The organism is Pseudomonas sp. S2_H10 (assembly GCF_054668285.1).
Window position 1 is genome coordinate 3,237,504 of sequence record NZ_CP162754.1, and the last position, 24,215, is coordinate 3,261,718.

Sequence of the window (24,215 nt, forward strand, 5' to 3'; positions counted from 1 at the left end):
GCGCCTGGCGGGAACCCCAGGGGGACTGCCGGGCTCCAACAAGCCATCGCCACACCGGCCGCTTGCTTTCTTACATGGAGCTTTTATGAAATTTCTTTCACCGCTCGCCCTGTTGGCCCTTTGCAGTGTGCTGGCCACCCCGTTGATGGCAGACGAAGAAGCACCGGGGTTGACCGGTTGCGCTGCCAAGAAGCAAGGCATCGTCAATCAGATCGAATTGGCCAAGGTTCACGGCAACGCCGACCAGCAGGCAGGCCTGGAAAAAGCCCTGAGCGAAGTCGAAGCGAACTGCACCGACGCCTCGCTGAAGAAAGAACGGGAAAACAAGGTGCTCGACGCCCGGCATGAAGTCAGCAAGCGTCAGACAGACCTCGACAAGGCCATGAGCAAGGGCGACCCAGAAAAGATCAACAAGCGCAAAGACAAGCTCGCCGATGCCCGCAAGGAATTGCAGGATGCACTGGATGAACTGGACAAGTAAGAGCGGGTAAAAGCCCAGGATTCATGGTGCTATCAGAACCGCCTTCGCGGGCAAGCCCGCTCCCACAGGGTTTTGGGTGTACACAAAGTCTATGTTCACCACAAAAACCTGTGGGAGCGGGCTTGCCCGCGAAGGCATCAGCAACACCAATCAATGATCCCGAAACGCCTTATGACACGCACTGCAAGCATCTTCGACCTTTTGCACCGCCGGCCCCAGGTTGCTGGCTTTGTAAGGCTGAACCTGGCTGGCGATCACCAACTCGCCGGTGGCGGTTTCAAGGTCGCGGGCCATGCCCTGGAAGCGCGCCTGCTGCTCCCAGACATCGCTCTTGGCGCTGGTGTGATCTTCCTCGCGCACTTGCGGGAAATGCTGCCACGGTTCATGGGACAACGCATCGAGCTTCACCGCACCCTCGGCGAACTTCGGACCATCGAATGGAATGCGCCCACGCAACATGCCGCCCAGGTCTTCGCCGGTCTTGAGCATCTGCTTGAAAATGGCCTTGCGCTGGCCCAGCGGCGAGTTGGGGTCGATACCGCCACACGCGGACAACGTCAGGCAGGCCAGCAATACAACAGAAAGTCTTTTAAGAGTCATGGTGGCTTCAGGTCACGGGAAACGGCGGCCAGTATCCTCGCGTCATCGGCAAAGACCAATAGCCCTATTATCAATAAGGGTTGTTTGAGCGCATGAAGCACTCGGGCAACCGGCAAAGGAATCACTCCATGAACAGCCGCTTCAAGGCCTGGCGTCACAGCCTGGCCTGGACCCTGCCGATGGTGGCCCTGCTCGCAGGCTGCACCGGTGGCGACAAGCAACAACCGAAAACCCATGCCCTGGCCACCTACTCCAGCGCCACATGGGAAGCGCTGCCGGCGGTGTCCGACAACGACCTGGTTGCCGGTTTCGGTTCGTGGCGCAGCGCCTGCACCCGGCTCAAGGCCGATCCGGTCTGGGGTGGCACCTGTGCGGCAGCTGCCAACGTGCCGCAAACCGCCAGCGACATTCGCGGCTTTCTCAAACAGAACCTGGATGTCTATGGCCTGCGCGCCGCCAACGACAACCCCAACGGCTTGATCACCGGCTACTACGAGCCGGTCTATCCCGGCAGCCTGACCCAGACCAGCGTTGCCAACGTCCCGGTCTATGGCGTGCCCGAGGACATGATCATCGTCGCCCTCGACAGCATTTACCCGGAACTCAAGGGCAAACGCCTGCGCGGTCGACTCGAAGGTCGCGTGCTCAAGCCTTACGACGATGCGGCAACCATCGAAAGCAAAGGGGTCAAGGCGCCGGTCGTGGCCTGGCTGACCGATCCGATGAACCTGCAGTTCCTGCAAATCCAGGGGTCGGGGCGTATCCAGCTCGATGACGGCCGGCAGTTGCGCATCGCCTATGCCGATCAGAACGGCCATCCGTATCGGCCGATCGGCCGCTGGCTGGTGGAACAGGGCGAGCTGAAAAAGGAAGACGTGACCATGGGCGCGATCAGTACCTGGGCCAAGGCCAATCCGTCACGGATTCCCGAACTGCTCGGCAGCAACCCCAGCTACGTGTTCTTCACCCGCAACCCGGACAGCAACGAAGGTCCGCGCGGTTCGCTGAACGTACCGCTGACCGCCGGTTACAGCGCAGCGGTGGATCGCAAGGTGATTCCGCTGGGCAGCCTGTTGTGGCTGTCCACCACCAGACCGGACGGCACCGCGCTGGTTCGGCCTGTGGCAGCCCAGGACACCGGCGGCGCCATTGCCGGTGAAGTCCGCGCGGATCTGTTCTGGGGTACCGGTGATGCGGCCGGACAACTGGCCGGGGACATGAAGCAGCAGGGACAGATCTGGATGCTCTGGCCTAAAGGCGCAGTGTTGCCGCAAGTGCCGCAGGTGGCGGATGCCGAGAAGACCAAGCCCTGATCTGTAGGAGCCGGCTTGCTGGCGATGACGGCGGATCGATCAGCAACGACGTTGCCTGACACCCCGCTATCGCCAGCAAGCCGGCTCCTACAGTTTTTGCCGCGATGAGGCCGCTAAAAACCCTGATGATCTATCAGGCCGACACCACAAAAAAACTCACGATCAGCCCCATCCCCACGAACCACATCAACGACCGCAGCGCCGCCAGGTCCGTCAGATAGAAAATGATGTAGAGCAGACGGCTGGTGATGAACAGCACCGACAACACATTGATTGTCACCAATTCAGCGTTGCCCGCCAGGTGCGCCACGATTACCGCGGCGGCAAACGCCGGTGTCACTTCAAAACTGTTCAGCTGCGCCGCATTCGCCCGCTTGCCCAAACCCTCCAGTGAGTCGAGAAACCCTCGTGGGTCATGATTGTGTCTCAAACCGTATCCGCCGCTGACCTTCGCCACGGCCGTGCACACATACGGCAGGAAAATCGCGATCAAAATGCACCACAGAGCAACCGTCATAAAGCAGTCCCTTCTTCACGTTATAGAAAATCGATTCCATCGACGGTGATCAAAATTTCATCACCAGTATGCCGATCATCACAAGGCTACAGGCGAGTAGCCGCGGTCCGCCAAACGGTTCTTTCAGGTAACGCATGCCGAACAGCACCACCAGGATCACACTGATCTCGCGCAACGCGGCGGCCTCGGCAATCGAGCCCATCTGCATCGCCCACAGCACCAGAGCGTAGCTGAACAACACGCAGAACCCGACCGCCAGGCCCAGCCGCCACTGCTCACGCCAGAACAACTTGAATGCCGGACGCTTGCGTACCCAGGCCAGCAACGGAAACGGCCAGGCGCTCAGCAACGTGACCCAGACCAGGTAATCCAGCGGATGGGACCAGCGCCGCAACGCCTGACCGTCGATGTAGGTGTAGCTACCGATGCACAGGCCGATCAACGCCACCACCGGCAACATCGACCACGGCAACCGTGCACCGCCGCCACCCTGCCAGAGCAGGCACAGCATGCCGAACGGGATCAGCAGGATGCCGAAAATCTGCTGATGGGTCAGTACCTCCCCGGCAAAGATCAGCGTCAGTGCCAGCACCACCAACGGTGACAGACCGCGCATCAGCGGATAAACCAACCCGAGGTCGCCGACCCGATAGGCCTGTATCAGCAAATAGCGATAGAGCAGCTCGAACGCCGCCGATGCCAGGATCCACGGCCAGATCTCCAGTGGCGGCATGCTCAGGAACGGCAGCATCAGCGCGACAAAGAGCAGCGCCACGCTGTCCATGCAGGCCACCACCAACAGCCGCTCCGCACTGAATTTGATCAGGGTATTCCACGCCGCATGCAACAGCGCCGCCACCAACACCAACGCCGTCGCAAACACGGCACACTCCTTATTTTGTCCCGCCCCTCTGTAGGAACCGGCTTGCTGGCGATGGCGACCTTAAGAACGCCATCGCCGGCAAGCCGGCTCCCACAAAGGCGATAGAGAATTGATTCGCCATATGTCAGTGGCTGTTTATACTGCAAGCGACCACGCCGCACTCAGTTGCGCACAGACTAATTCCAATAAAAATTCTGCCCGGCCCGCTCTCATCGAGTACGGTCGTCGGCCTGCGTATGCCTGATCACAGCGTCAAGACTACCGACAGAGACCTTGCGCATGCCACTCGCCTTGCTTGCCCTCGCTGTTGCCGCTTTCGGCATCGGCACCACTGAATTCGTCATCATGGGCCTGCTGCCCGACGTCGCCCGCGACCTCGGCGTGAGCATTCCCGATGCCGGGCTGCTGATCACCGGCTATGCCCTGGGCGTGGTGTTCGGCGCACCGGTCCTCGCCGTCGGCACCGCCAACATGCCGCGCAAGGCCACGCTGCTGGGCATGACGCTGATGTTCATCCTCGGCAACATACTCTGCGCCCTGGCGCCGAACTACGCGACGCTGATGGCCGCGCGAGTGATCACCGCGCTGTGCCACGGCGCATTTTTCGGCATCGGCTCGGTGGTCGCCGCCGGGTTGGTCGCACCGAACAAACGCGCCCAGGCGATTGCCATGATGTTCACCGGCCTGACCCTGGCCAACGTGCTCGGCGTGCCACTGGGCACCGCGCTCGGGCAATACGCCGGTTGGCGCTCGACCTTCTGGGCGGTGTCGGTGATCGGTGTGCTGGCGGCCATTGCGCAGTGGGTCTGGCTGCCGAAAAACATCGCGATGGACAAAGCCAACCTGGCCAGCGAGTTCAAGGTGCTGGGCAAGGCCAACGTACTGTTGGCCCTGGGCATGAGTGTGCTGGCCTCAACCAGCCTGTTCAGCGTGTTTACCTACATCGCGCCGATCCTGCAGGACATCACCGGCGTCAGCCCCCACGGCGTCACCCTCATGCTGTTGTTGTTCGGCGTTGGCTTGACCGCCGGCAGCATGCTCGGTGGTCGTCTGGCGGACAGCCGCTTGCTGCCTTCGCTGGTGGGCATGGCGCTGGCGGTGCTGGTGGTGCTGGCGGCATTCACGCAAACCAGTCATTCGGCAATCCCGGCGGCGATCACACTGGTGCTGTGGGGGACGTTCGCCTTCGCCCTGTGCCCGATCCTGCAACTGCTGATCATCGATCAGGCCCATGAAGCGCCGAACCTCGGCTCGACCCTGAACCAGAGCGCGTTCAACCTCGGCAACGCGGCCGGGGCATGGATTGGTGGATTAGTGGTGGCCAGCGGCGCCGACCTGGCGGATCTGCCGTGGACGGGTGCGTTGGTCGGCGGGCTCACGGTGTTGACTGCGCTGTACTTCATCTACCGGCAACGTCGGGGCGCGGTTGCGGTCAATGTGTCCGGCTGATTGGGTTGTGGGTCGCAGAGCAATTCGAGCAGATGCCGCATCGCCAACGGGCGGTGCGGCGTCGAGCCGTACATCACCACCAGTTCCCGCGAATAACGCTGCCCATCCCCTACCGGCAATACACACATCCCGTCCAACGCCATTCCGGCCCATTGCGGCACCAGCGATACCCCCATCCCCTGCGTGACCAACATGACGATGGTCTCCAACGCATCCAGCTCACAGAGTACATCGGGCTCGATCGCCTGTTCATCGAGATATCGCTGAGCAATTTTTCCGCCCCATGAGCGCGCGTCGTAACGAATGAACGGGCCTACGCGTAGCAGCGTTTCCAGCGACTGGCCGGCGTGTGTGGCCGGGGCAACCAGAATCAATGGCTCCACCCTCAACACTGTCAGCGCCAAAGCCTTCGGTGGTTGAAACGGCGGCCTGACCAGAATCGCCGCGTCCAGTTCTCCTGTCAGTACTTTCTCGTAAAGGCTTTTTGAATCACCCGGCGTGATCTTCAGTTTCAGCGCCGGCGCCGATAACGCCAATCGCTCGATCAGCCCCGGCAACACACCCGTCAGCGCCGTCGAAATCGCGCCGATCTTCACTTCTCCCGTCAGAGCATCGTGGTGCATATCGTTTTGCAGCGCCTGCGTCTGTTCGATGATCGCCCTGATTTGCGGCAGCACCAGCAGACATTGATCCGAGGGTCGTGCGCTATGCGCGGTGCGCAGCAACAAGGCATAACCGAGCGATCGCTCGAGCGCCTGAACCCGCTGACTGATCGCCGCCGCCGTGCGGTTTTCGCGGCGCGCGGCAGCAGCAATCGAACCGGTTTCAACTACGGCGATCAGGCTTTGAAGAAAGCGCACATCCATAAGTTTTCCTTTCGCTCAGAACAAGGCGAAGCCGTTTTGCTCCGTCGCACGGCCTGTTTACCCTGAGTGCTCCTTCACGCAGGACTATCACATGAACAGACCTTTTCACGCTGCATACCATGTTTGCGACCTGGAACAGGCGCGGGATTTTTATCGAGATGTGTTGGGCTGCACTGAGGGCCGCCGCTCAGAGACTTGGGTCGACTTCGAATTTTTCGGCAATCAGATCTCATTGCACCTGGGTACACCGTTCGCCACCACTCGCACCGGGCAAGTTGGCGAGCACAAGGTATTGATGCCGCACATCGGTGTCGTGCTGCCGTTGGAAGAATGGCTGACATTGGCCGACCGCCTGACAGGCCTAGGCACCGTTTTCGAAATCCCGCCGGTGATCCGTTTTGCTGGCGAACCCGGCGAGCAACGCACGATGTTCTTCCTCGACCCCAGCGGCAACCCGATCGAAGTCAAAGGATTCAAAGACTTCAGCGGCCTGTTCGCGCACTGATTCCAACCCCAACAAACACAACAAAAAAGGGGCACACCATGAGCACAAAAAATCCCACCAGCCTTGTCACGCGCATCATGATCGGGCTCGCCGCCGGGATCATCGTCGGCATCCTTCTCAACCAGTTTCCCGAACACAAGACGTGGTTCATCGACAATCTGCTGCAACCGGCAGGGGATCTGTTTATCAGGCTGATGAAAATGATCGTCGTACCGCTGGTCTTTGCCTGCATGGTCGTCGGTATTGCCGGCGCTGGCAGTACCAAAGCGCTGGGTCGGGTCGGGATAAAGACGCTGGTGTATTTCTTCACAATCACTAGCATTGCCATCGTTTTCGGGCTGATCGTCGGCAACGTATTCCAGCCCGGCGCTGGCGCGGACTTCAGCAGCACCTTGCAAGCCCCCGTCACCGGCCTCGCTTCCACGGGCGAAACACAGAACCTGGGCCGAACCTTGGTCAACATCGCTCCCGACAACATCGTACTGGCCATGTCTCAAGGCAAACTGCTGTCAGTGCTGTTTTTCGCCATTCTGTTCGGCTGCGCCTTGTCAATGCTGCCCGAGCAGCAGAAGGCGCCTCTGATCGCTGTGATGCAGGCGATTTCAGACACCATGTTCAAGGTCACTCACCTGGTCATGCACTATTCGCCGATCGGCATTTTCGGCCTGATCGGCGTAACCGTGGCCAGCTTCGGTCTTAATGCCTTGCTACCACTGGCTAAGCTGATTGGCATCACTTATGTGGCGGTGTTGGTGTTCGCACTGTGCGTGTTGGGGGTGGTGGCGCGAATGGCCGGAATCCACTTTTTCCACCTGATTCGGGAAATACGCAGTGAACTGCTGTTGGCGTACAGCAGCGCCGCATCGGCCACAGTGATGCCGCAGCTGATCGAGAAAATGGAGCGCTATGGGGCACCGCGCCCGATTACCAGCATGGTGATTCCGTTGGGTTACTCGTTCAATCTGGATGGCGCATCACTGTTCGCAGGGTTGGGCACGCTGTTCATCGCCCAGGCTTACGGCATCGACCTCGGCCTGGCTGATCAGGCAATGCTCGTATTGATCATGGTCTTGACGTCAAAAGGCGCGGCCGGTGTGCCGGGTTTCATGTTCATTATCCTGACGGCAACACTCACCGCTGCCGGATTGCCGGTGGAAGGTGTGGCGATCATTGCCGGCGTCTACCGCTTGATGGACATGCCGGTCACCGCGCTCAATGTGCTGGGTAATGCGCTGGCACCATTGGTCATCGCGCGCTGGGAGGGCCAGCTCAAGGCGCCGCAAAGCGAACCGTCAGCAGAATCGGCCAGCCCGCCACTCAAGGCCTGAAACTATTTTCCCTTGCTGCCCGAGTCATCCTCGCGGGGTGCGCCGGAGTCTGGTTTATCAGCCTTCGGCGGACCGCTCTCGCTGCGAATCTGCGCATGGCTGATCAGCGCGAAAATAAAACTGCCACCGATGATGTTCCCCGCCAGCGTCGGCGCGGCGAACACCAGCCAGAAATCACTCCACGGCAACTCACCGGCAAACACCAGATACGAGACCTCCAGCGAACCGACCACGATGTGAGTGAAGTCCCCCAGCGCCATGAGGTAGGTGATGAGGATGATGATCCACATCTTGGCGCTCTCCATGGACGGAATCATCCAGACCATGGTGGCGATCATCCACCCGGAAACGATGCCCTTGGCGAACATCTGGCTGGCATGGTTTTCCATGACCTTGCGGCCGATATCGAGGAAGGCGACGTCGGTCTTGCTGTCGAAAATCGGCAGCTCCAGCATCACGTACGCCACCAGCAAGGTGCCGCAGAGGTTGCCGATCAGCACCACCGTCCATAGCCGCAGCAGACGGCCGAAATTGGTCAGCGTCGGTTTGGTCATCACCGGCAGGACAGCCGTCAGGGTGTTTTCGGTGAACAGTTGCTGGCGGGCCAGGATCACCGCGAGAAAACCGGCGCAGTAACCGAAGCTGGCAATGACCTTGAATCCTTCGCCGTCCGGCAGACGCGAATTGAGCAATCCCATGCCCATCAGCGACAGGCCCATGGTCAACCCCGCCGCCAGCGCCGACCACCACAACGCCGCAATGCTGCGCTCCAGTTCCTGGTCGCCTTGAGCGCGAATGATCTCGTGCAATACCGCGGCGCGGGGCGGCTGGTTCTTTTCGACTTCGTGCTCTTCTTGCGCCGAAAGGTTCGGGGTCTTGCCGTCGTGTGCCGAGTTCATGGGATGCGCAACCGGTGGCGGGCTATTTAGCTACGACACTGCGGGGGTCACGACTGTTCATTCGTTGGAATGAAACCGCCTCTGTAGGAGCCGGCTTGCCGGCGATGGGTTCACCTTGGTTTTCGTGGTGTCGCCAATTGCGCTATCGCTGGCAAGCCAGCTCCCACAGGGCTCGCATTACGAGCCGGCGTCATCGTCCTGGAACTGGTCCTTGACGTACTTGATCTCGGTCCGGCCATGAGGTGCCGGCAGGCCGTCTTCACCGAGGTTCACGAAGACCATTTTCTCAACGGTGAGGATGCTCTTGCGGGTGATCTTGTTGCGCACTTCGCACGTCAGGGTGATCGAGGTGCGGCCGAACTCGGTGGCGGTGATGCCCAGTTCGATGATGTCGCCCTGGCGCGAGGCGCTGACGAAGTTGATTTCGGAAATGTACTTGGTCACTACACGCTGGTTGCCCAACTGGACGATGGCATAGATCGCCGCCTCTTCGTCGATCCAGCGCAGCAGGCTGCCGCCGAACAACGTGCCGTTGGGGTTGAGGTCTTCGGGTTTTACCCATTTACGGGTGTGGAAATTCATATTCACTCCTGAGCGTCTTGCCGAATGATGCTGACCATCATGGCAGAGCCCGACCCAGAGCTCTATTGGGCATCGACTATGGTCTCGATTACCGTTCGGACATTGACTGACAGAAACGCTTTGGAAGATCAGCATAGCCCGCTATAATCGCCACCGTTTCAAAACGGTCATCATCACTTGATACCGTTTTCCCGCCACCTGTCCGAGGGGCGCTGCAGCAGGCTAGACCTGTCAGGCTCGGATGGGGCGTTGCCTGGCCTTAGGCCAGACACTAAACGCACAACGGCGCCCATTCGCATACATTACGAATGGAGGCTCTTCATGAGCGCTGTTATCACGCCTGCAGATTTTAACGATTACAAAGTCGCCGACATGTCCCTGGCTGCCTGGGGCCGTCGCGAAACCATCATCGCCGAATCCGAAATGCCGGCACTGATGGGCCTGCGCAACAAGTACTCCGCCGAGCAACCGCTCAAGGGCGCGAAGATCCTCGGCTGCATCCACATGACCATTCAGACCGCCGTGCTGATCGAAACCCTGGTTGCCCTGGGTGCCGAAGTACGCTGGTCGTCCTGCAATATTTTCTCGACTCAGGACCAGGCTGCCGCTGCCATCGCCGCTGCCGGCATCCCGGTTTTCGCCTGGAAAGGTGAAACCGAAGAAGAGTACGAGTGGTGCCTGGAGCAAACCATCCTGAAAGATGGCGCGCCTTGGGATGCCAACATGATCCTCGACGACGGCGGCGACCTGACCGAGCTGCTGCACAAGAAGTACCCAGCCGTTCTGGAACGCGTCCACGGCGTGACCGAAGAAACCACCACCGGCGTGCACCGCCTGCTGGACATGCTGGCCAAGGGCGAGCTGAAAATCCCGGCCATCAACGTCAACGACTCCGTAACCAAGAGCAAGAACGACAACAAGTACGGCTGCCGTCACAGCCTGAACGATGCGATCAAGCGCGGCACCGACCACCTGCTGTCCGGCAAGCAAGCGCTGGTGATCGGCTACGGTGACGTGGGCAAGGGTTCCGCCCAGTCCCTGCGTCAGGAAGGCATGATCGTCAAGGTCTCCGAAGTCGACCCGATCTGCGCCATGCAAGCCTGCATGGACGGTTTCGAAGTGGTATCGCCGTTCATCGACGGTATCAACAACGGTACTGAAGCAAGCATCGACAAGGCACTGCTGGGCAAGATCGACCTGATCGTGACCACCACCGGCAACGTCAATGTTTGCGATTCGAACATGCTCAAGGCCCTGAAGAAGCGCGCTGTTGTCTGCAACATCGGCCACTTCGACAACGAAATCGACACCGCTTTCATGCGCAAGAACTGGGCATGGGAAGAAGTGAAGCCACAGGTGCACAAGATCCACCGCACCGGCGCTGGTGATTTCGACCCTCAGAACGACGACTACCTGATCCTGCTGGCCGAAGGCCGTCTGGTTAACCTGGGCAACGCCACCGGCCACCCGAGCCGCATCATGGACGGCTCGTTCGCCAACCAGGTTCTGGCTCAGATCTTCCTGTTCGGCCAGAAGTACGCCGACCTGTCGCCAGCCCAGAAGGCCGAGCGCCTGACCGTTGAAGTACTGCCAAAGAAACTCGACGAAGAAGTGGCCCTGGAAATGGTCCGTGGCTTCGGCGGCGTTGTGACTCAACTGACCAAGACCCAGGCCGACTACATCGGTGTGACCGTCGAAGGTCCGTTCAAGCCGCACGCTTACCGCTACTGATCCGCTGATCGGCAATAGCGGTGTTCTGATACACCGCGTTGCCTGCATCGCCAGCAAGCCGGCTCCTACAAGTGAGAAGTCGTACGCAACATGACGGTACGACGTAAATCCTGTAGGAGCCGGCTTGCTGGCGAATGCGGACAAACCGGCCCCTCAGGCTTACGCGTTTCAAAGGGTATGACCATGTCCCAAGATCGTCGCTACAGCTTCGAATTCTTCCCTACGAAGACCGATGCTGGGCATGAAAAGCTGCTCGCCACTGCCCGCCAGCTGGCTACCTACAACCCCGATTTCTTTTCCTGCACCTACGGCGCCGGCGGTTCGACCCGTGATCGCACGCTGAACACCGTGTTGCAGCTCGAAAGCGAAGTCAAAATCCCCGCCGCTCCGCACCTGTCCTGCGTGGGCGACAGCAAGGACGACCTGCGCGGCCTGCTGGCCCAGTACAAGGCTGCCGGCATCAAGCGCATCGTTGCCCTGCGCGGTGACCTGCCTTCGGGCATGGGCATGGCCAGTGGCGAAATGCGCCACGCCAACGACCTGGTGGAATTCATTCGTGAAGAAACCGGCGATCATTTCCACATCGAAGTCGCCGCCTACCCGGAAATGCATCCGCAAGCGCGCAACTTCGAAGACGATGTCGCCAACTTCGTGCGCAAGGCCAACGCCGGCGCCGACAGTGCGATCACCCAGTACTTCTTCAACGCCGACTGCTACTTCTACTTCGTGGAACGCGTACGGGCGCTGGGCGTGAACATTCCGATCGTGCCGGGCATCATGCCGATCACCAACTACAGCAAGCTCGCGCGCTTTTCCGATGCCTGCGGTGCGGAAATCCCGCGCTGGATCCGCAAGCAACTGGAAGCCTACGGCGACGACACTCAGAGCATTCAACGCTTTGGCGAACAAGTCATCACCGAGATGTGCGAACAACTGCTGCAGGGCGGCGCTCCAGGGCTGCACTTCTACACGCTGAACCAGGCTGAAGCGAGCCTGGCGGTGTGGAATAACCTGAAGCTGCCTCGCTAAAAATCGTCGACGCAAGAACAGAAGATCGCAGCCTTCGGCAGCTCCTGTAGGAACTGTCGTACGCTGCGATCTTTTGCTTTCAACGCACTGATAATGTGCGGCAATCCACGGACTTAGAGCATCTGCGGTCAGTTTCTGGCTCTTTGCGGCTTCTCGTCGTAATCTCAGCCCATGCCTTTGATCACGCAGTTAATCACCCTGCTTGTCTTCACTTGCCTGAGCTTCGCCGCCCGGGGCGAGAAGTTGCGCATTGTCACGGAGCCGTGGGCGCCATATGTGTACGAAGTCAACGGTAAATCACTGGGCCTGGACTACGAAACCACCGCCATTGTCTTCAAGCGCCTGGGCATCGAAGTGGAGTGGCAGTTCCTCCCATGGAAACGCTGCCTGTCGATGCTTGAAACCGGGCAGGCGGATGGCGCGCTGGACATTTTTCACAGTGATGAGCGTGATGCGACCCTGCTCTACCCCAGCGAACCGCTGTCTGAAGTGCAGTTCGTGATGTTCTACGCCAATGACCGGCCCCATCCGTTTCGCACCCTCGATGACCTGCGCGGCCTGACCATCGGCACCTCGCCGGGTTACCTGTACAGCAAGGACTTCAGCGATTCGACGCTGTTCACCCGCGAGCCCGCCCCCACCCATGAGGCCAACTTCGGCAAACTGGTGCGCGGGCGCATTGACCTGTTGATTACCGACCGCCGGGTCGGCCAGCATTTGCTCGATGAACTGGGCATCCGCGACAAGATCACCGAAAACCCCACGATCATCAGCCAGCAAAGCCAGTTTCTCGCGGTGCGGCGCAATGCGGGCATGGATCTGCTGGTGCAGCGCTTCGGCGCCGAACTCAAGCGTTTCAAGCGCGAGCCCGCCTACGCTGAACTGAGCGCGCGCTACGGTGCCGAACCGGGCGCCAGCGTCAAGACTGACAAGACCACGGCCGCCACGGAAAAAACCGTTGAGCAGCAGGAAAGCGGCGCACAGTGATTGCTCTGTTATACTCCGGCCTTCCCGCCAGGCTCACGCCCGGACGCCCGGAATCGTTAAAGGCATCTCAACCCCGCTACTGCGCAGCTTTCAGCCCGCGCGAGCGCTTGCAGGCGAGCCTTCGAGACCCGGCAGGACCGGACGGGATTGCGTCCTCTTAAACGCGATTCGCGCCAGGCAAGACTCCCATTGGGCCAAGCCCTAACTAGAACAGGATTACTCATGTCCTTTGCTTCCCTCGGTCTCTCCGAGGCTTTAGTCCGCGCCATCGAGGCGGCGGGCTATACCGAGCCTACTCCGGTGCAACAGCGGGCCATTCCCGCCGTGTTGCAAGGTCGCGACCTGATGGTCGCGGCACAGACAGGTACTGGTAAAACCGGCGGTTTCGCCCTTCCGATCCTGGAGCGGTTGTTCCCCAACGGTCACCCGGACAAATCCCAGCGTCACGGCCCGCGCCAACCGCGCGTGCTGGTCCTGACCCCGACTCGCGAACTCGCAGCGCAAGTGCATGAAAGCTTCAAGGTCTATGCCCGTGACCTGAAGTTCGTCAGCGCCTGCATCTTCGGTGGCGTTGGCATGAACCCGCAGGTTCAGGCCATGTCCCGCGGCGTAGACGTGCTGGTGGCCTGCCCTGGCCGCCTGCTCGACCTGGCCGGCCAAGGCAGCGTCGACCTGTCCCACGTGGAAATCCTCGTGCTGGACGAAGCCGACCGCATGCTCGACATGGGTTTTGTCCATGACGTGAAGAAAGTGCTGGCGCGTCTGCCGGCCAAACGCCAGAACCTGTTGTTCTCGGCGACCTTCTCCAAGGACATCACCGACCTCGCCGGCAAACTGCTGCACAACCCGGAACGCATCGAAGTCACGCCGCCGAACACCACGGTCGAGCGCATCGAGCAGCGCGTATTCCGCCTGCCGGCCAGCCACAAGCGTGCCTTGCTGGCCCACCTGATCACCGCTGGCGCCTGGGAACAGGTGCTGGTGTTCACCCGCACCAAGCACGGCGCCAACCGTCTGGCCGAGTACCTGGACAAACACGGCCTGAGCGCCGTCGCGATCCATGGCAACAAGAGCCAGAACGCCCGCACCAAAGCCCTGGCCGACTTCAAGGCCGGCACCGTGCGCATCCTGGTGGCCACCGACATCGCCGCCCGCGGCCTGGACATCGACCAGTTGCCACACGTGGTCAACTTCGAACTGCCGAACGTCGATGAAGACTACGTGCACCGTATCGGCCGTACCGGCCGTGCCGGTCGTTCGGGCGAGGCGATCTCGCTGGTGGCCCCGGACGAAGAAAAACTGCTGAAAAGCATCGAACGCATGACCAAGCAGAAAATCGCCGACGGCGACCTGATGGGCTTCGATGCCAGCACCATCGAAGCGGAAAAACCTGAAGTTCGCGAGCGTCCGGACATGCGCAACCCGCGCAATCCACGTGGCCCGCGCGGCGACGGTCCGAATGGCGGTGGCGGCGGTAGCGGTCGCAAGGACAAAGGCAAGGACAAGGGCAAGGAAAAACCCGCCGGCGAACGCGGCGAGCGCCCTGCCCGCCAGCAGAAGCCACGCGAAGGCACCCCGGCCCGCGAACAGCGTCAGCCAAGCCAGCCGCCACGCGCTGCTGCTGACCGTGCTCCGGACGAGTTCCTGGACGACGATGTCGATAACTTCGGTAACCGCGTCGACTACGTCCCGCAGCAGAAACCAGCCCAGGGCCGTGGCCGTCGTCCGGGTGCTCCGGCACAAGGCACGGCAGCAGGCTCGGGCGCACCACGTGGCGGCAAACCACAGGGTCGCCAGAACGGTCCACGCAACAGCGATGGCGCCACCACCGGTACGCCACCCGCCAAGCGCAGCGGCCCTCGCAGTGGCGCACCGCGCGACGGCCAGGCCCGCCGCGAAGACTCGCGCAATCGCCGTCCGGCCCGCGACGAGCAGCCTCGTTCGGAACCGGCTGTGCAGAACCCGCGTGGTCCCGCGCCGAAGATCATGCACAAGGAGTCGAAGGCTGACCGCTTCCCGACACCTGAGCAGCTGGATCAACTGCCAAGCCGTCCTCGTGGTGAAAAACCAGCGCTGCTGACCCGCAATCGCTGAGTTATCGCCGCAATGAAAAATGCCCCGGCTCGAAAGAGTCGGGGCATTTTTTTATGGCGAAAAACCTGTGGGAGCCGGCTTGCTGGCGATTGGGGCAACTCGGTTTCTGCCGTGTCTCGGAAGACGCCATCGCCAGCAAGCCGGCTCCTACGGTCTTAACATTATTTCGCTTTAACACCTTCAAACGTAATGTACAGGTCGACTGCGTCGGACTGTGGACCCAGGTCCATCATCTTGCCGAAATCGGAACGCTTGATGCTGGTGGTGCCCTCGAAGCCAGCACGGTAGCCGCCCCATGGATCCTTGCCTTCACCCAGGAAGGTGGCCTTGACCACGACCGGCTTGGTTACGCCAGCAATCGTCAGGTCGCCGTTCACGTCTGCAGTGTCTTTGCCAGCGGCGTTTTTGCCAGTGGATTTAACGCTGGTGGACTTGAAGGTAGCCTTGGGGAAATCAGCCACTTTCAGGAAATCTTTGCTGGAAATGTGCTTGTCACGTTCGGCGTTGTTGGTGAAAACGCTGGCGGTGTTCACGTTGAACTCGATCTTGCTGTCTTCGGGCTTGGCAGCGTCGAAGCTGAACTTGCCGTCGATGTCCTTGAAGGTACCGGTGATGTAGCTGTAGCCCAGGTGGCTGATCTTGAAGTCGACGAAGGCGTGCTGGCCTTCCTTGTCGACGGTGTAGTCAGCCGCCATCACGTTGGCAGACAGAACAGCAGAACCGATTGCCAGAGCGGCGAGAGTCTTTTTCAACATGCTTTGTTTTCCTTGGGAGTCGAGGTTGAACTTCAGGCTTTGCGACCCAGCATTCGCTTGAGGGTCACATCACGGTCGATAAAGTGATGCTTCAATGCTGCCAACGCATGGAGGCCGGAAAAAATTACCAGCGCCCATGCCAGGTAGAGATGAATCGCACCGGCGTTATCTGCCTGGTCCGGTAGTCCGGAAATCACGGCAGGTACTTCAAACCAGTCGAACAGCGGAATCCCGGCACCTTCTGCGGTGGAAATCAGGTAACCGGCAATCATCACGGCGAACAGACAGAGATACAGAAAGACATGGCCGAATTTCGCGCCCAGACGCGTCATGCGGCTGTAGCTGGTCAAGGTCGGCGGCGGCGGGCTGACCAAACGCCACAACACCCGCAGCACCATGACACCCAGCAGGATCAAGCCAATGCTCTTGTGCAGATCCGGCCCTGCCTTGCGCCACGGGTCGTAGTAACCCAAGTCGACCATCCACAGCCCAAGGGCGAACAAACCGAACACGGCCAGAGCCACGCCCCAGTGCATGAAGATGCTGACCCAGCCATAGCGGGAGGTAGAGTTACGTAGCTGCATTGCCCAGATCCCTGTAAGTGCTGGCCCAAGACTATCGAGTTATCTATCGAATTAAAGCGGAAAATTTTGCTTTGAAATATCGAGAAATACGATCAAGAGTCTGAAACAGGCGAGTTAAGAAAAGATTAACGGCCAATGTGTGTACAAAAATGTAGCCCAATTCAATAACACTTCCCGCAGAAGGTTTATTCGATTGTGAACCCGGATTTCTGCGGGCATAAAAAAACGCGGCATTTCTGCCGCGTTTTTTTGATCCCGGGCTTACTGCGCCTTGGTAACCGTTGCCGGGGTTGCAGCAGCTTTGGCCGCTGGCTTCTTCGCCGGTTCAGCTTTCTTGGCGGGAGCTTTGGCCGGGGCTTTTTTCGTCTCGGTCTTGGCAGCCGGTTTCGCCGGTGCCTTCTTGGCCGGCTCGGCTTTTACCGGTGCCGCAGGCTTCGGTGCTTCCACCGGGGTCGGTGCAGCGGCCGGAGCCGGGGCGGGTGCCGGAGCTGGCGGTGCAACCGGCTCAGGGGCCTTGACCGGCTCTGGCTTCTTCTCGTCGTCGGAGCCGCCGAACAGGTTGCTGAAGAAATTGCCTTTCTTCGCCGCTGCCGCACCAGCGCCCGCCGCTGCGGCGGCCGCGCCCACTTTCGCAGGTTCGAACGACTTGCCAGCCGCCAGGTCTTCAACCTGGCTGGCGGCACGCTGGCCAGTGCGCAGCGCGCCTTCCAGAGTGCCCGGATACAGGGTGTCGGTGTGTTCGCCAGCGAAGGTCACGCGCTGGATCGGGCGTTCCCACAGGCGCCAGAACTTGCTGATCTGACCGGGACCGAAGGCCAGGTAGGCACCGCCAGTCGATGGGTCGGTGCTGTAGCGACGGATTTCATAGCCGGTGAACGAACCGCGAGCCTGCGGATAGAACGCATGCAGACGGATCAACACCTGATCGACCATCTGCTTGTCGCCGAACGCCTGCATCACCCGCGCGTTGTCGCCGGACAGGTTGATCACCACGTTGGCACCGCCCTTCAGGGCAGGCTCGATCCACAACATGCCCAGGCCGGTGTTGCTGTAGATCTCGCCGGACATGCGCGCCTTGGACTCCCACACCGGCGTCTTGAACTTCAGCATGATCTGGTCGCGCCAGCCGTAGTTGGTGCCCTTGATCGCCGCCAGGTGCTGAGCGTCCAGCGCCGGGGTCATCTGGATCTTGTTCAGGGCGCGCAGTGGCACGGCCAGCACGACGTAGTCCGCCTGATAACCGACGCTGTCGACTTTGACGGTCACGCCGTCCTTGTCCTGAATGATCGCCGAGACCGGAGCATTGGTCTTGATGACTTTCAACTGTTTGACCAGGGCCTGGGCCAGCACCTGGCTGCCACCCACCAGGCGCGAAGCACGCAGGTCACGATCGGAGACGCCACGGTAGACGCGGCTTTGCTGCGCGAAGTACAGCAGCGACAAGCGCGAAGGTTCATCGTAGCGGGTACGGATCTGCTGGTTGATCAACTGACGAGCGGTGGCCGGCAGGTTCTGCTTGTCGAGCCAGCTCGACACGTTGATCTGGTCCAGCGCGTGCAGCGTGTTGTTGGCGGCCGGGTTCAGCGGGTCGTCGATCGAGCGCGCCAGATCGTCCACGGTCTTGTCGAATCGCTTGAGCGCCTCGGCGGTGGCTGGCTGCTTGGTCGCCAGGTCGGCGGCGGAGAAAAACTCGCCATCGATCAGGTAGCCTGGGCTTCGCACGAACTCAGGGGCCGGCGTGGTGCTCAGCTTGAAGTTCGATACGTACTTGTTCAGCACCGGCTGGGTCTTGTCGTTGCCGATCCACTCGCTGGTGGCCATGCCGGAACGGCCGCCCAGGCTCGAGCGCGCTTCCAGCAAGGTGACCTGCCAGCCCTTGTTCTGCAGTTCGTACGCGGCCGTCAGGCCCGACAGGCCGCCGCCGATCACGATCGCGGTTTTATCCTTGGCCAGCGCAGATACGCTGAACAGCCCCAACATCACCAGCGCACAGGCGCGCAGCCAACCGACAGACATTCAGCGAACTCCGGAATCACACGAGGAAAACAGCAGTTTTTACGAGCCAGACGGCTCAAGAACCGCGAAGGATACGTCAGCCTTCAAACACCCGCCAGCAACGTCTATCGGCCCGGGCAAAGTAGCTGATTCGACACAATGGGTTGTCCCCGTGGCACGCATTGCATAGGCTTGCGCGATTGTTTGTCCGCGCTGGTCACGGACCGCCTCCAGGAGAGTGAAAATGGGCCTGAATAATCAGTGGATGCAACGCGATCTCGCCGTGCTGTGGCATCCCTGCACCCAGATGAAAGATCACGAACAACTGCCGCTGATCCCGATCAAGCGTGGGGAAGGCGTGTGGCTGGAAGATTTCGAAGGCAAACGCTACCTCGACGCGGTCAGCTCCTGGTGGGTCAATGTGTTCGGGCACGCCAACCCGCGGATCAACCAGCGCATCAAGGATCAGGTCGATCAGCTTGAACATGTGATCCTCGCCGGTTTCAGTCATCAGCCGGTGATCGAGCTGTCCGAACGGCTGGTGAAGATGACGCCGGAAGGCCTGACCCGGTGCTTCTACGCCGATAACGGTTCGTCCTGCATCGAAGTCGCGCTGAAAATGAGCTTTCACTACTGGCTCAACCGCGGTCAACCGAACAAGAAGCGCTTCGTCACCCTGACCAACAGCTACCACGGCGAAACCATGGCGGCGATGTCGGTGGGCGACGTGCCGCTGTTCACCGAGACCTACAAAGCGCTGTTGCTGGACACCATCAAGGTGCCGAGCCCGGATTGCTACCTGCGCCCCGAGGGCATGAGCTGGGAAGAGCACTCGCGCAACATGTTCGCGGCCATGGAGCAGACCCTCGCGGAAAACCACGACACGGTCGCGGCGGTGATCGTCGAGCCGCTGATCCAGGGCGCCGGTGGCATGCGCATGTACCACCCGGTGTACCTCAAGCTGCTGCGCGAAGCCTGCGACCGCTACGGCGTGCACCTGATCCACGATGAAATCGCCGTCGGCTTCGGTCGCACCGGGACGATGTTCGCCTGTGAACAGGCTGGCATCCGCCCGGACTTCCTGTGCCTGTCCAAGGCCCTGACCGGCGGTTATCTGCCACTGGCGGCGTGCCTGACCACCGACGAAGTCTACAGCGCCTTCTACGACGACTACCCGACCCTGCGCGCCTTCCTGCACTCGCACAGCTACACCGGCAACCCGCTGGCGTGCGCGGCGGCACTGGCGACCCTGGACATCTTCGAAGAAGACAACGTCATCGAGAACAACAAGGCCCTGGCGCAGCGCATGGCTTCGTCTACCGCGCATCTGGTCGATCACCCGAATGTTTCGGAAGTGCGCCAGACCGGCATGGTGCTGGCCATCGAGATGGTCAAGGACAAGGCCAGCAAAGAGGCTTATCCATGGCAGGAACGTCGCGGCCTCAAGGTGTTCCAGCATGCCCTGGAGCGCGGTGCTTTACTGCGTCCGTTGGGTAGCGTGGTGTACTTCCTGCCGCCCTATGTGATCACTCCGGAGCAGATCGACTTCCTTGCCGAAGTGGCCAGCGAAGGGATCGACATTGCCACCCGTGACAGCGTCAGCGTGGCGGTGCCGAAGGACTTCCATCCGGGGTTCCGTGATCCGGGCTGATTGAGTTCACCTAAGCTTCAGCGGTGAGCGGACTGCCGTCATCGCGGGCAAGCCCGCTCCCACAGGATTGATGTAGTCCATGTGGGAGCGGGCTTGCCCGCGATGAAGTCGACACCGATTCAAATGATCAACACCCTTCCTGAGATCCCGCATGAGACTGTCCCGCTTCTTCATCGACGCCCCCCTGAGCACCGGCGAGCACGAGCTGCCCGAAGCCCAAGCCCACTACATCAGCCGCGTGCTGCGCATGGCCGAGGGCGATGCGTTGCAACTGTTCGACGGCTCGGGCCAGGAGTTTCGCGCCCGGCTGGTCGAAGTCGGCAAAAAGCGCGTGGTGGTGCAGATCGATGAAAGCTTCGCCGGGCAGATCGAGTCGCCGCTGCAGATCCATCTCGGCCAGGGCCTGTCCCGTGGCGAGCGCATGGACTGGGCGATTCAGAAAGCCACGGAACTGGGCGTCACTGAAATCACCCCGATCTTCACCGAGCGCTGCGAAGTCCGGCTCAAGGACGAACGCGCCGACAAACGCCTGCTGCACTGGCGCCAGGTGGCGATCAGCGCTTGCGAGCAATGCGGGCGTTCACGGGTACCGGTGATTCATCCGCCACTGTTGCTGGCTGACTGGTTGAAGCAGACCGAAGCCGAATTGAAGCTGGTGCTGCATCCGGTGGCTGAGCCGTTGGTAAGTCATGCGAAGCCCGCGACACTGGCGTTTTTGATCGGACCGGAAGGCGGATTGTCAGATGCCGAGGTGGATCAGGCCAAGTCCGGCGGCTTCCACGCCGCCCGCCTCGGCCCTCGGGTATTGCGCACCGAGACCGCGCCGGTTGTTGCACTGGCGGTGGCTCAGCAGCTTTGGGGAGATTTCTAGAGCCCCATCGCTGGCAAGCCAGCTCCCACAGGTATCGGGTTGCCGCCAACACCGTGACCGACATCAATCCTGTAGGAGCCGGCTTGCTGGCGATAGCCGTTACGCGGTCTAAAGCACATAAAAGAAAATCGCCACAAAGTGCAGCAAACTCCCCGCGATCACGAACAGATGCCAGATCCCGTGGGCATGGCGCAGCCGGTCGTCCAGGGCAAAAAAGATAATCCCCACGGTGTACAACACACCGCCCGAGGCCAGCCACGCAAATCCGGCGCCACCCAGCGCCGCGAGCAGCGGCTTGACCGCCACCAGCACGATCCAGCCCATCACCGCATAAATCACGATCGACAGAATCCGCGCCTCCGAACGCGGCTTGATCTCCTGCAGGATGCCGATCAGCGCCAGCCCCCAGACGATCCCGAACAAGGTCCAGCCCCATGGCCCGCGCAAGGTCACCAGGCAGAACGGCGTGTAGCTGCCGGCGATCAGCAGGTAGATCGAAAAGTGATCGACCTTCTGCATGATCGCTTTCTTGCGCCCGCGCACGCTGTGGTACACGGTCGATGCGCTGTACAGCACCAGCAACGTAAAGGCGTAGATCGCCATGCTGACGATCTTCCACGGGCTGCCGTCGAGGCTGGCCAGCACAATCAGCCACACCCCGCCGACAAACGCCGCCACTGCCCCGAACAGATGCGTCCAGGCGTTCAGTCTTTCCCCGTGATACATGTGGTGCTCCCCTCGAGTTTCATCACCGCAATGCGCAAGGCTCAGCCCTGGAGCGTAAAAGCACAATGTTTCCGTACGACGGGCCCGGCGAAATTGGGCACAATCGACCGATACGAAAAAGAGTCCACCCCATGCTGATCGATGAAGAGTTGACCCTGAAAAAACTCGAGGTGTTCCTGGCCTTCATGCGCACCGGCAATCTGGCGCGGGCCGCTGCCGAGCTGCAGACCAGCAATGTGAGTGTGCATCGGGCGATCCATTCCCTGGAAAGCGCCCTGCGCTGCCCCTTGTTCAAGCACGAAGGCCGTAACCTGACGCCGCTGGAAAGCGCGTATGTGCTGGAGGAGCGGGCGCAGAAGCTGATTCAGGATGTGGTCGAAAGTGTGCGCCTGACCCGCGAAGCCGCCGGGTTCTCGGCCGAACGTTTCAAGCTGGGTTCACTGTATTCACTGACGGTGAAGACCGTGCCGCAGCTGATCATGGGCCTGAAGATCCGCCGCAGCGAACTCAACATCGACCTGATTCTGGGCTCCAACATCGACCTGCTCTACAAGCTCAAGAACATGGAAGTCGATGCGGCCCTGGTGTCGCTGGACGAGACTGTCAACGATCCGGATTGCGAGCAGATCCCGCTGTTTTCCGACGACATATTCCTCGCCACCCCCGCCGACTCGAAGTTTGCCCAGCGAACCGAAGTCGACCTGGCCGAAGTCCGCGACGAAACCTTCATCACCCTGACCCAGGGCTTCGCCACCCATCAGGACGGCAAGCGGGTATTCGAGCAGGCAGGGTTCGAGCCGAAGGTGGCGATGCAGGTCAACGACATCTTCACCTTGTTGAGCATGGTCAGTTCGGGTGTGGGTTATGCGTTGCTGCCGGGGCGGATTGCGGCGGTGTACGAGAACCGGGTGAAGCTGATCCCGTTGCAGGAAAAGTACCGGTTGCAGCAGCACATTGGCGTGGTGTTCCTGAAGGCCAAGGAGCGTGATCCGAATCTGCTGGCGTTGCTGGCGGAGTGTCGGATGTATGCCAATCGGCAAGTCTGAAACCGCGTCGCCTGCATCGCGGGCAAGCCACGCTCCCACAGGAACTGCGCTGTCCCTGTGGGAGCGAGCTTGCTCGCGATGACGTCGATACAATCAGCGAAGATACCGAGACTTACCCAACAATCCCGCGAACAATGAAGTACAACAACGAAGGCCCGAGCAGACAGCCAAGCCCGGTGTGGAAGGTCGCAGTCAGCGCGCCATAAGGCACCAGGCGCCGATCCGTCGCCGCCAGCCCGGCGGTCACGCCACTGACAGTCCCGGCCAACCCACCGAACACCATCGCCGAGCGCGGGTTATCCAGGCCCATCCAGCGCGCCGCCATCGGTGTGCCGACCATCACCAGGATCGCCTTGATCAGGCCCGTGGCAATCGACAGCGCCACCACATCGGAGCTGGCGCCAATCGCAGCTCCCGTCACCGGGCCGACGATGTAGGTCACCGCACCGGCGCCGATGGTGGTCATGCTCACCGCATCGCGGTAACCGAAGACCCAGGCCATGCACGCGCCGACAATAAACGGCAGTACGGTGCCCAGCAGCAGCGCAATCACACCGATCAATCCAGCCTTTTTCGCTTCGGTGGCCTGCACCTCGAATGCCGTGGCAACGATGGCGAAGTCCCGCAACATGGCACCGCCCATCAGGCCGATGCCGGAAAACAGCGTCAAGTCCGCCAGGCCTTTTTGCCCGCCGGTCATCGTGCCGCCGACCCAGGCCAGCACCAGGCCGATGACGATGGCAATTGCCGAGCCGTGGATGCGCCCGAAGGTCAGGCGTTTGGAGATCACCACTGACACCCACATGATCACGCCGACAAAGGCGAATGCGGTGACCAGACCGTTGTGTTCCAGACCGTTCTTGATGAGATCCCACATATCAGCGACCTCCTGCCGGTGCGCCAACCGGCGTTACATCCACCGGCTCATCGGGCAAGGGTTCGCCTTTGTGCGTCCGGCTGATCAGGGCAATGGTGCAGCCGCAGATCACCACAGAACCGATCGCCGCCAACACCGCCACCGGGCCACCATGCAGCGCCGTGACCACGTTCTGCTGCGCCGCCATGGCAACGACTACCGGGATGTACATGGCGCCCCAGAAACCGACGCCCAGCTCACAATCCTTGGTCATGCCGCCACGCTTGTGCATCCACAACCGTGCGCAAATCAGCAGGATCATCGCGATCCCGACACCGCCGACGTTTGACTTCACGCCCAGCAACACACCGAGCATGTCCCCCATGATCACCCCTGCGAGCGTACAGATCGCCAACAGCGCCACACCGTAAATAATCATTGTTGTAGTCCTCAAAGTGCCTTTCGAA

At 60.7% G+C, this 24,215-nt stretch carries 24 protein-coding genes and 1 riboswitch; of the genes, 12 read left to right on the forward strand and 12 right to left on the reverse strand.

Going from position 1 to position 24,215, the window contains the following annotated elements:
• Positions 1 to 85: 85 nt before the first annotated feature.
• Positions 86 to 481, forward strand: a complete 396-nt coding sequence (locus AB4O16_RS14465; RefSeq protein ID WP_160386084.1) for a DUF1090 domain-containing protein — start codon at positions 86 to 88, stop codon at positions 479 to 481.
• 150 nt (positions 482 to 631) lie between these two features.
• Here the strand turns inward: AB4O16_RS14465 and AB4O16_RS14470 are convergent, their stop codons facing one another.
• Complete coding sequence (locus AB4O16_RS14470; RefSeq protein WP_160386085.1) at positions 632 to 1,081, reverse strand: c-type cytochrome; 450 nt, start codon at positions 1,079 to 1,081, stop codon at positions 632 to 634.
• Between the two features lie 128 nt (positions 1,082 to 1,209).
• Between AB4O16_RS14470 and mltA the strand changes: the two genes are divergently transcribed.
• Complete coding sequence (gene mltA / locus AB4O16_RS14475; protein WP_460157976.1) at positions 1,210 to 2,394, forward strand: murein transglycosylase A; 1,185 nt, start codon at positions 1,210 to 1,212, stop codon at positions 2,392 to 2,394.
• A gap of 133 nt (positions 2,395 to 2,527) precedes the next feature.
• On the opposite strand, the gene AB4O16_RS14480 is transcribed toward mltA, so the two are convergent.
• Together AB4O16_RS14480 and AB4O16_RS14485 are read right to left on the reverse strand one after the other, a co-directional pair.
• Positions 2,528 to 2,911: an MAPEG family protein gene (locus AB4O16_RS14480; RefSeq protein ID WP_160386087.1), complete on the reverse strand. Its 384-nt coding sequence runs from the start codon at positions 2,909 to 2,911 to the stop codon at positions 2,528 to 2,530.
• Between the two features lie 49 nt (positions 2,912 to 2,960).
• A complete protein-coding gene (locus tag AB4O16_RS14485) occupies positions 2,961 to 3,794 on the reverse strand; it encodes an EamA family transporter (RefSeq protein ID WP_160386088.1) in 834 nt (277 codons plus the stop codon).
• A gap of 279 nt (positions 3,795 to 4,073) precedes the next feature.
• Between AB4O16_RS14485 and AB4O16_RS14490 the strand changes: the two genes are divergently transcribed.
• On the forward strand, positions 4,074 to 5,243 hold the full coding sequence (locus AB4O16_RS14490; protein WP_160386089.1) for an MFS transporter: 1,170 nt from the start codon (positions 4,074 to 4,076) through the stop codon (positions 5,241 to 5,243).
• Here AB4O16_RS14490 and AB4O16_RS14495 read toward each other — a convergent pair.
• Complete coding sequence (locus AB4O16_RS14495; RefSeq protein WP_160386090.1) at positions 5,198 to 6,109, reverse strand: LysR family transcriptional regulator; 912 nt, start codon at positions 6,107 to 6,109, stop codon at positions 5,198 to 5,200. The two genes, AB4O16_RS14490 and AB4O16_RS14495, sit on opposite strands and share 46 nt — an antisense overlap.
• Before the next feature lie 91 nt (positions 6,110 to 6,200).
• Between AB4O16_RS14495 and AB4O16_RS14500 the strand changes: the two genes are divergently transcribed.
• Both AB4O16_RS14500 and AB4O16_RS14505 read left to right on the forward strand, forming a co-directional pair.
• Positions 6,201 to 6,614, forward strand: coding sequence for a VOC family protein (locus AB4O16_RS14500; protein WP_160386091.1), 414 nt, complete (start codon positions 6,201 to 6,203; stop codon positions 6,612 to 6,614).
• A gap of 38 nt (positions 6,615 to 6,652) precedes the next feature.
• Entirely contained in the window at positions 6,653 to 7,942 is a 1,290-nt protein-coding gene (locus AB4O16_RS14505; RefSeq protein ID WP_256678224.1) for a cation:dicarboxylate symporter family transporter, read from the forward strand.
• Between the two features lie 2 nt (positions 7,943 to 7,944).
• Here the strand turns inward: AB4O16_RS14505 and AB4O16_RS14510 are convergent, their stop codons facing one another.
• Both AB4O16_RS14510 and AB4O16_RS14515 read right to left on the reverse strand, forming a co-directional pair.
• Positions 7,945 to 8,841: a formate/nitrite transporter family protein gene (locus AB4O16_RS14510; RefSeq protein WP_160386092.1), complete on the reverse strand. Its 897-nt coding sequence runs from the start codon at positions 8,839 to 8,841 to the stop codon at positions 7,945 to 7,947.
• Between the two features lie 177 nt (positions 8,842 to 9,018).
• On the reverse strand, positions 9,019 to 9,423 hold the full coding sequence (locus tag AB4O16_RS14515; protein ID WP_102699934.1) for an acyl-CoA thioesterase: 405 nt from the start codon (positions 9,421 to 9,423) through the stop codon (positions 9,019 to 9,021).
• Between the two features lie 198 nt (positions 9,424 to 9,621).
• Positions 9,622 to 9,721, forward strand: a riboswitch (S-adenosyl-L-homocysteine riboswitch).
• Between the two features lie 23 nt (positions 9,722 to 9,744).
• Here AB4O16_RS14515 and ahcY point away from each other — a divergent pair.
• The 4 genes from ahcY (at position 9,745) to AB4O16_RS14535 (ending at position 15,264) form a co-directional block, all read left to right on the forward strand.
• A complete protein-coding gene (ahcY, locus tag AB4O16_RS14520; protein ID WP_160386093.1) occupies positions 9,745 to 11,154 on the forward strand; it encodes an adenosylhomocysteinase in 1,410 nt (469 codons plus the stop codon).
• A 183-nt stretch (positions 11,155 to 11,337) separates the two neighbouring features.
• The gene (gene metF, locus AB4O16_RS14525) at positions 11,338 to 12,183 is read left to right on the forward strand and encodes a methylenetetrahydrofolate reductase [NAD(P)H] (RefSeq protein WP_110660518.1); all 846 of its coding nucleotides are present in this window, start codon (positions 11,338 to 11,340) and stop codon (positions 12,181 to 12,183) included.
• 171 nt (positions 12,184 to 12,354) lie between these two features.
• Complete coding sequence (locus tag AB4O16_RS14530) at positions 12,355 to 13,170, forward strand: substrate-binding periplasmic protein (protein WP_160386094.1); 816 nt, start codon at positions 12,355 to 12,357, stop codon at positions 13,168 to 13,170.
• A 222-nt stretch (positions 13,171 to 13,392) separates the two neighbouring features.
• A complete protein-coding gene (locus AB4O16_RS14535) occupies positions 13,393 to 15,264 on the forward strand; it encodes a DEAD/DEAH box helicase (RefSeq protein ID WP_160386095.1) in 1,872 nt (623 codons plus the stop codon).
• 161 nt (positions 15,265 to 15,425) lie between these two features.
• On the opposite strand, the gene AB4O16_RS14540 is transcribed toward AB4O16_RS14535, so the two are convergent.
• From AB4O16_RS14540 to AB4O16_RS14550, 3 genes are all read right to left on the reverse strand, one after another.
• Positions 15,426 to 16,019 (reverse strand): YceI family protein, encoded by a 594-nt coding sequence (locus AB4O16_RS14540; RefSeq protein ID WP_460157977.1) that lies wholly within the window; start codon positions 16,017 to 16,019, stop codon positions 15,426 to 15,428.
• A gap of 32 nt (positions 16,020 to 16,051) precedes the next feature.
• On the reverse strand, positions 16,052 to 16,603 hold the full coding sequence (locus AB4O16_RS14545; protein ID WP_160386097.1) for a cytochrome b: 552 nt from the start codon (positions 16,601 to 16,603) through the stop codon (positions 16,052 to 16,054).
• A gap of 261 nt (positions 16,604 to 16,864) precedes the next feature.
• The gene (locus AB4O16_RS14550) at positions 16,865 to 18,619 is read right to left on the reverse strand and encodes a flavin monoamine oxidase family protein (RefSeq protein ID WP_460157978.1); all 1,755 of its coding nucleotides are present in this window, start codon (positions 18,617 to 18,619) and stop codon (positions 16,865 to 16,867) included.
• A gap of 223 nt (positions 18,620 to 18,842) precedes the next feature.
• Here AB4O16_RS14550 and AB4O16_RS14555 point away from each other — a divergent pair, with 223 nt between their 5' ends.
• Complete coding sequence (locus tag AB4O16_RS14555; RefSeq protein WP_460157979.1) at positions 18,843 to 20,249, forward strand: adenosylmethionine--8-amino-7-oxononanoate transaminase; 1,407 nt, start codon at positions 18,843 to 18,845, stop codon at positions 20,247 to 20,249.
• A gap of 151 nt (positions 20,250 to 20,400) precedes the next feature.
• On the forward strand, positions 20,401 to 21,120 hold the full coding sequence (locus tag AB4O16_RS14560) for a 16S rRNA (uracil(1498)-N(3))-methyltransferase (protein WP_460157980.1): 720 nt from the start codon (positions 20,401 to 20,403) through the stop codon (positions 21,118 to 21,120).
• A gap of 108 nt (positions 21,121 to 21,228) precedes the next feature.
• Here AB4O16_RS14560 and trhA read toward each other — a convergent pair whose 3' ends face one another.
• Positions 21,229 to 21,846, reverse strand: a complete 618-nt coding sequence (trhA, locus tag AB4O16_RS14565) for a PAQR family membrane homeostasis protein TrhA (RefSeq protein WP_160386101.1) — start codon at positions 21,844 to 21,846, stop codon at positions 21,229 to 21,231.
• A gap of 131 nt (positions 21,847 to 21,977) precedes the next feature.
• On the opposite strand from trhA, the gene AB4O16_RS14570 reads away from it, so the two are divergent.
• On the forward strand, positions 21,978 to 22,892 hold the full coding sequence (locus tag AB4O16_RS14570; protein WP_110661568.1) for a LysR family transcriptional regulator: 915 nt from the start codon (positions 21,978 to 21,980) through the stop codon (positions 22,890 to 22,892).
• A gap of 112 nt (positions 22,893 to 23,004) precedes the next feature.
• Here the strand turns inward: AB4O16_RS14570 and madM are convergent, their stop codons facing one another.
• Together madM and madL are read right to left on the reverse strand one after the other, a co-directional pair.
• Positions 23,005 to 23,769, reverse strand: a complete 765-nt coding sequence (gene madM, locus AB4O16_RS14575; protein ID WP_160386102.1) for a malonate transporter subunit MadM — start codon at positions 23,767 to 23,769, stop codon at positions 23,005 to 23,007.
• Between the two features lies 1 nt (position 23,770).
• Positions 23,771 to 24,187, reverse strand: coding sequence for a malonate transporter subunit MadL (gene madL / locus AB4O16_RS14580; protein WP_160386103.1), 417 nt, complete (start codon positions 24,185 to 24,187; stop codon positions 23,771 to 23,773).
• Positions 24,188 to 24,215 lie beyond the last annotated feature (28 nt).

What these genes read in the sequence shown, in the direction of transcription:
- mltA (WP_460157976.1), top strand. Translation starts at nt 1,210, where the DNA reads ATGAACAGCCGCTTCAAGGCCTGGCGTCACAGCCTGGCCTGGACCCTG.
- AB4O16_RS14550 (WP_460157978.1), bottom strand. Translation starts at nt 18,619, where the DNA reads ATGTCTGTCGGTTGGCTGCGCGCCTGTGCGCTGGTGATGTTGGGGCTG.
- AB4O16_RS14510 (WP_160386092.1), bottom strand. Translation starts at nt 8,841, where the DNA reads ATGAACTCGGCACACGACGGCAAGACCCCGAACCTTTCGGCGCAAGAA.
- AB4O16_RS14480 (WP_160386087.1), bottom strand. Translation starts at nt 2,911, where the DNA reads ATGACGGTTGCTCTGTGGTGCATTTTGATCGCGATTTTCCTGCCGTAT.
- AB4O16_RS14540 (WP_460157977.1), bottom strand. Translation starts at nt 16,019, where the DNA reads ATGTTGAAAAAGACTCTCGCCGCTCTGGCAATCGGTTCTGCTGTTCTG.
- madM (WP_160386102.1), bottom strand. Translation starts at nt 23,769, where the DNA reads ATGTGGGATCTCATCAAGAACGGTCTGGAACACAACGGTCTGGTCACC.
- AB4O16_RS14545 (WP_160386097.1), bottom strand. Translation starts at nt 16,603, where the DNA reads ATGCAGCTACGTAACTCTACCTCCCGCTATGGCTGGGTCAGCATCTTC.
- AB4O16_RS14465 (WP_160386084.1), top strand. Translation starts at nt 86, where the DNA reads ATGAAATTTCTTTCACCGCTCGCCCTGTTGGCCCTTTGCAGTGTGCTG.
- trhA (WP_160386101.1), bottom strand. Translation starts at nt 21,846, where the DNA reads ATGTATCACGGGGAAAGACTGAACGCCTGGACGCATCTGTTCGGGGCA.
- AB4O16_RS14470 (WP_160386085.1), bottom strand. Translation starts at nt 1,081, where the DNA reads ATGACTCTTAAAAGACTTTCTGTTGTATTGCTGGCCTGCCTGACGTTG.
- AB4O16_RS14560 (WP_460157980.1), top strand. Translation starts at nt 20,401, where the DNA reads ATGAGACTGTCCCGCTTCTTCATCGACGCCCCCCTGAGCACCGGCGAG.
- AB4O16_RS14555 (WP_460157979.1), top strand. Translation starts at nt 18,843, where the DNA reads ATGGGCCTGAATAATCAGTGGATGCAACGCGATCTCGCCGTGCTGTGG.
- AB4O16_RS14535 (WP_160386095.1), top strand. Translation starts at nt 13,393, where the DNA reads ATGTCCTTTGCTTCCCTCGGTCTCTCCGAGGCTTTAGTCCGCGCCATC.
- AB4O16_RS14490 (WP_160386089.1), top strand. Translation starts at nt 4,074, where the DNA reads ATGCCACTCGCCTTGCTTGCCCTCGCTGTTGCCGCTTTCGGCATCGGC.
- metF (WP_110660518.1), top strand. Translation starts at nt 11,338, where the DNA reads ATGTCCCAAGATCGTCGCTACAGCTTCGAATTCTTCCCTACGAAGACC.
- AB4O16_RS14570 (WP_110661568.1), top strand. Translation starts at nt 21,978, where the DNA reads ATGCTGATCGATGAAGAGTTGACCCTGAAAAAACTCGAGGTGTTCCTG.
- AB4O16_RS14500 (WP_160386091.1), top strand. Translation starts at nt 6,201, where the DNA reads ATGAACAGACCTTTTCACGCTGCATACCATGTTTGCGACCTGGAACAG.
- AB4O16_RS14515 (WP_102699934.1), bottom strand. Translation starts at nt 9,423, where the DNA reads ATGAATTTCCACACCCGTAAATGGGTAAAACCCGAAGACCTCAACCCC.
- AB4O16_RS14505 (WP_256678224.1), top strand. Translation starts at nt 6,653, where the DNA reads ATGAGCACAAAAAATCCCACCAGCCTTGTCACGCGCATCATGATCGGG.
- AB4O16_RS14530 (WP_160386094.1), top strand. Translation starts at nt 12,355, where the DNA reads ATGCCTTTGATCACGCAGTTAATCACCCTGCTTGTCTTCACTTGCCTG.
- AB4O16_RS14495 (WP_160386090.1), bottom strand. Translation starts at nt 6,109, where the DNA reads ATGGATGTGCGCTTTCTTCAAAGCCTGATCGCCGTAGTTGAAACCGGT.
- madL (WP_160386103.1), bottom strand. Translation starts at nt 24,187, where the DNA reads ATGATTATTTACGGTGTGGCGCTGTTGGCGATCTGTACGCTCGCAGGG.
- ahcY (WP_160386093.1), top strand. Translation starts at nt 9,745, where the DNA reads ATGAGCGCTGTTATCACGCCTGCAGATTTTAACGATTACAAAGTCGCC.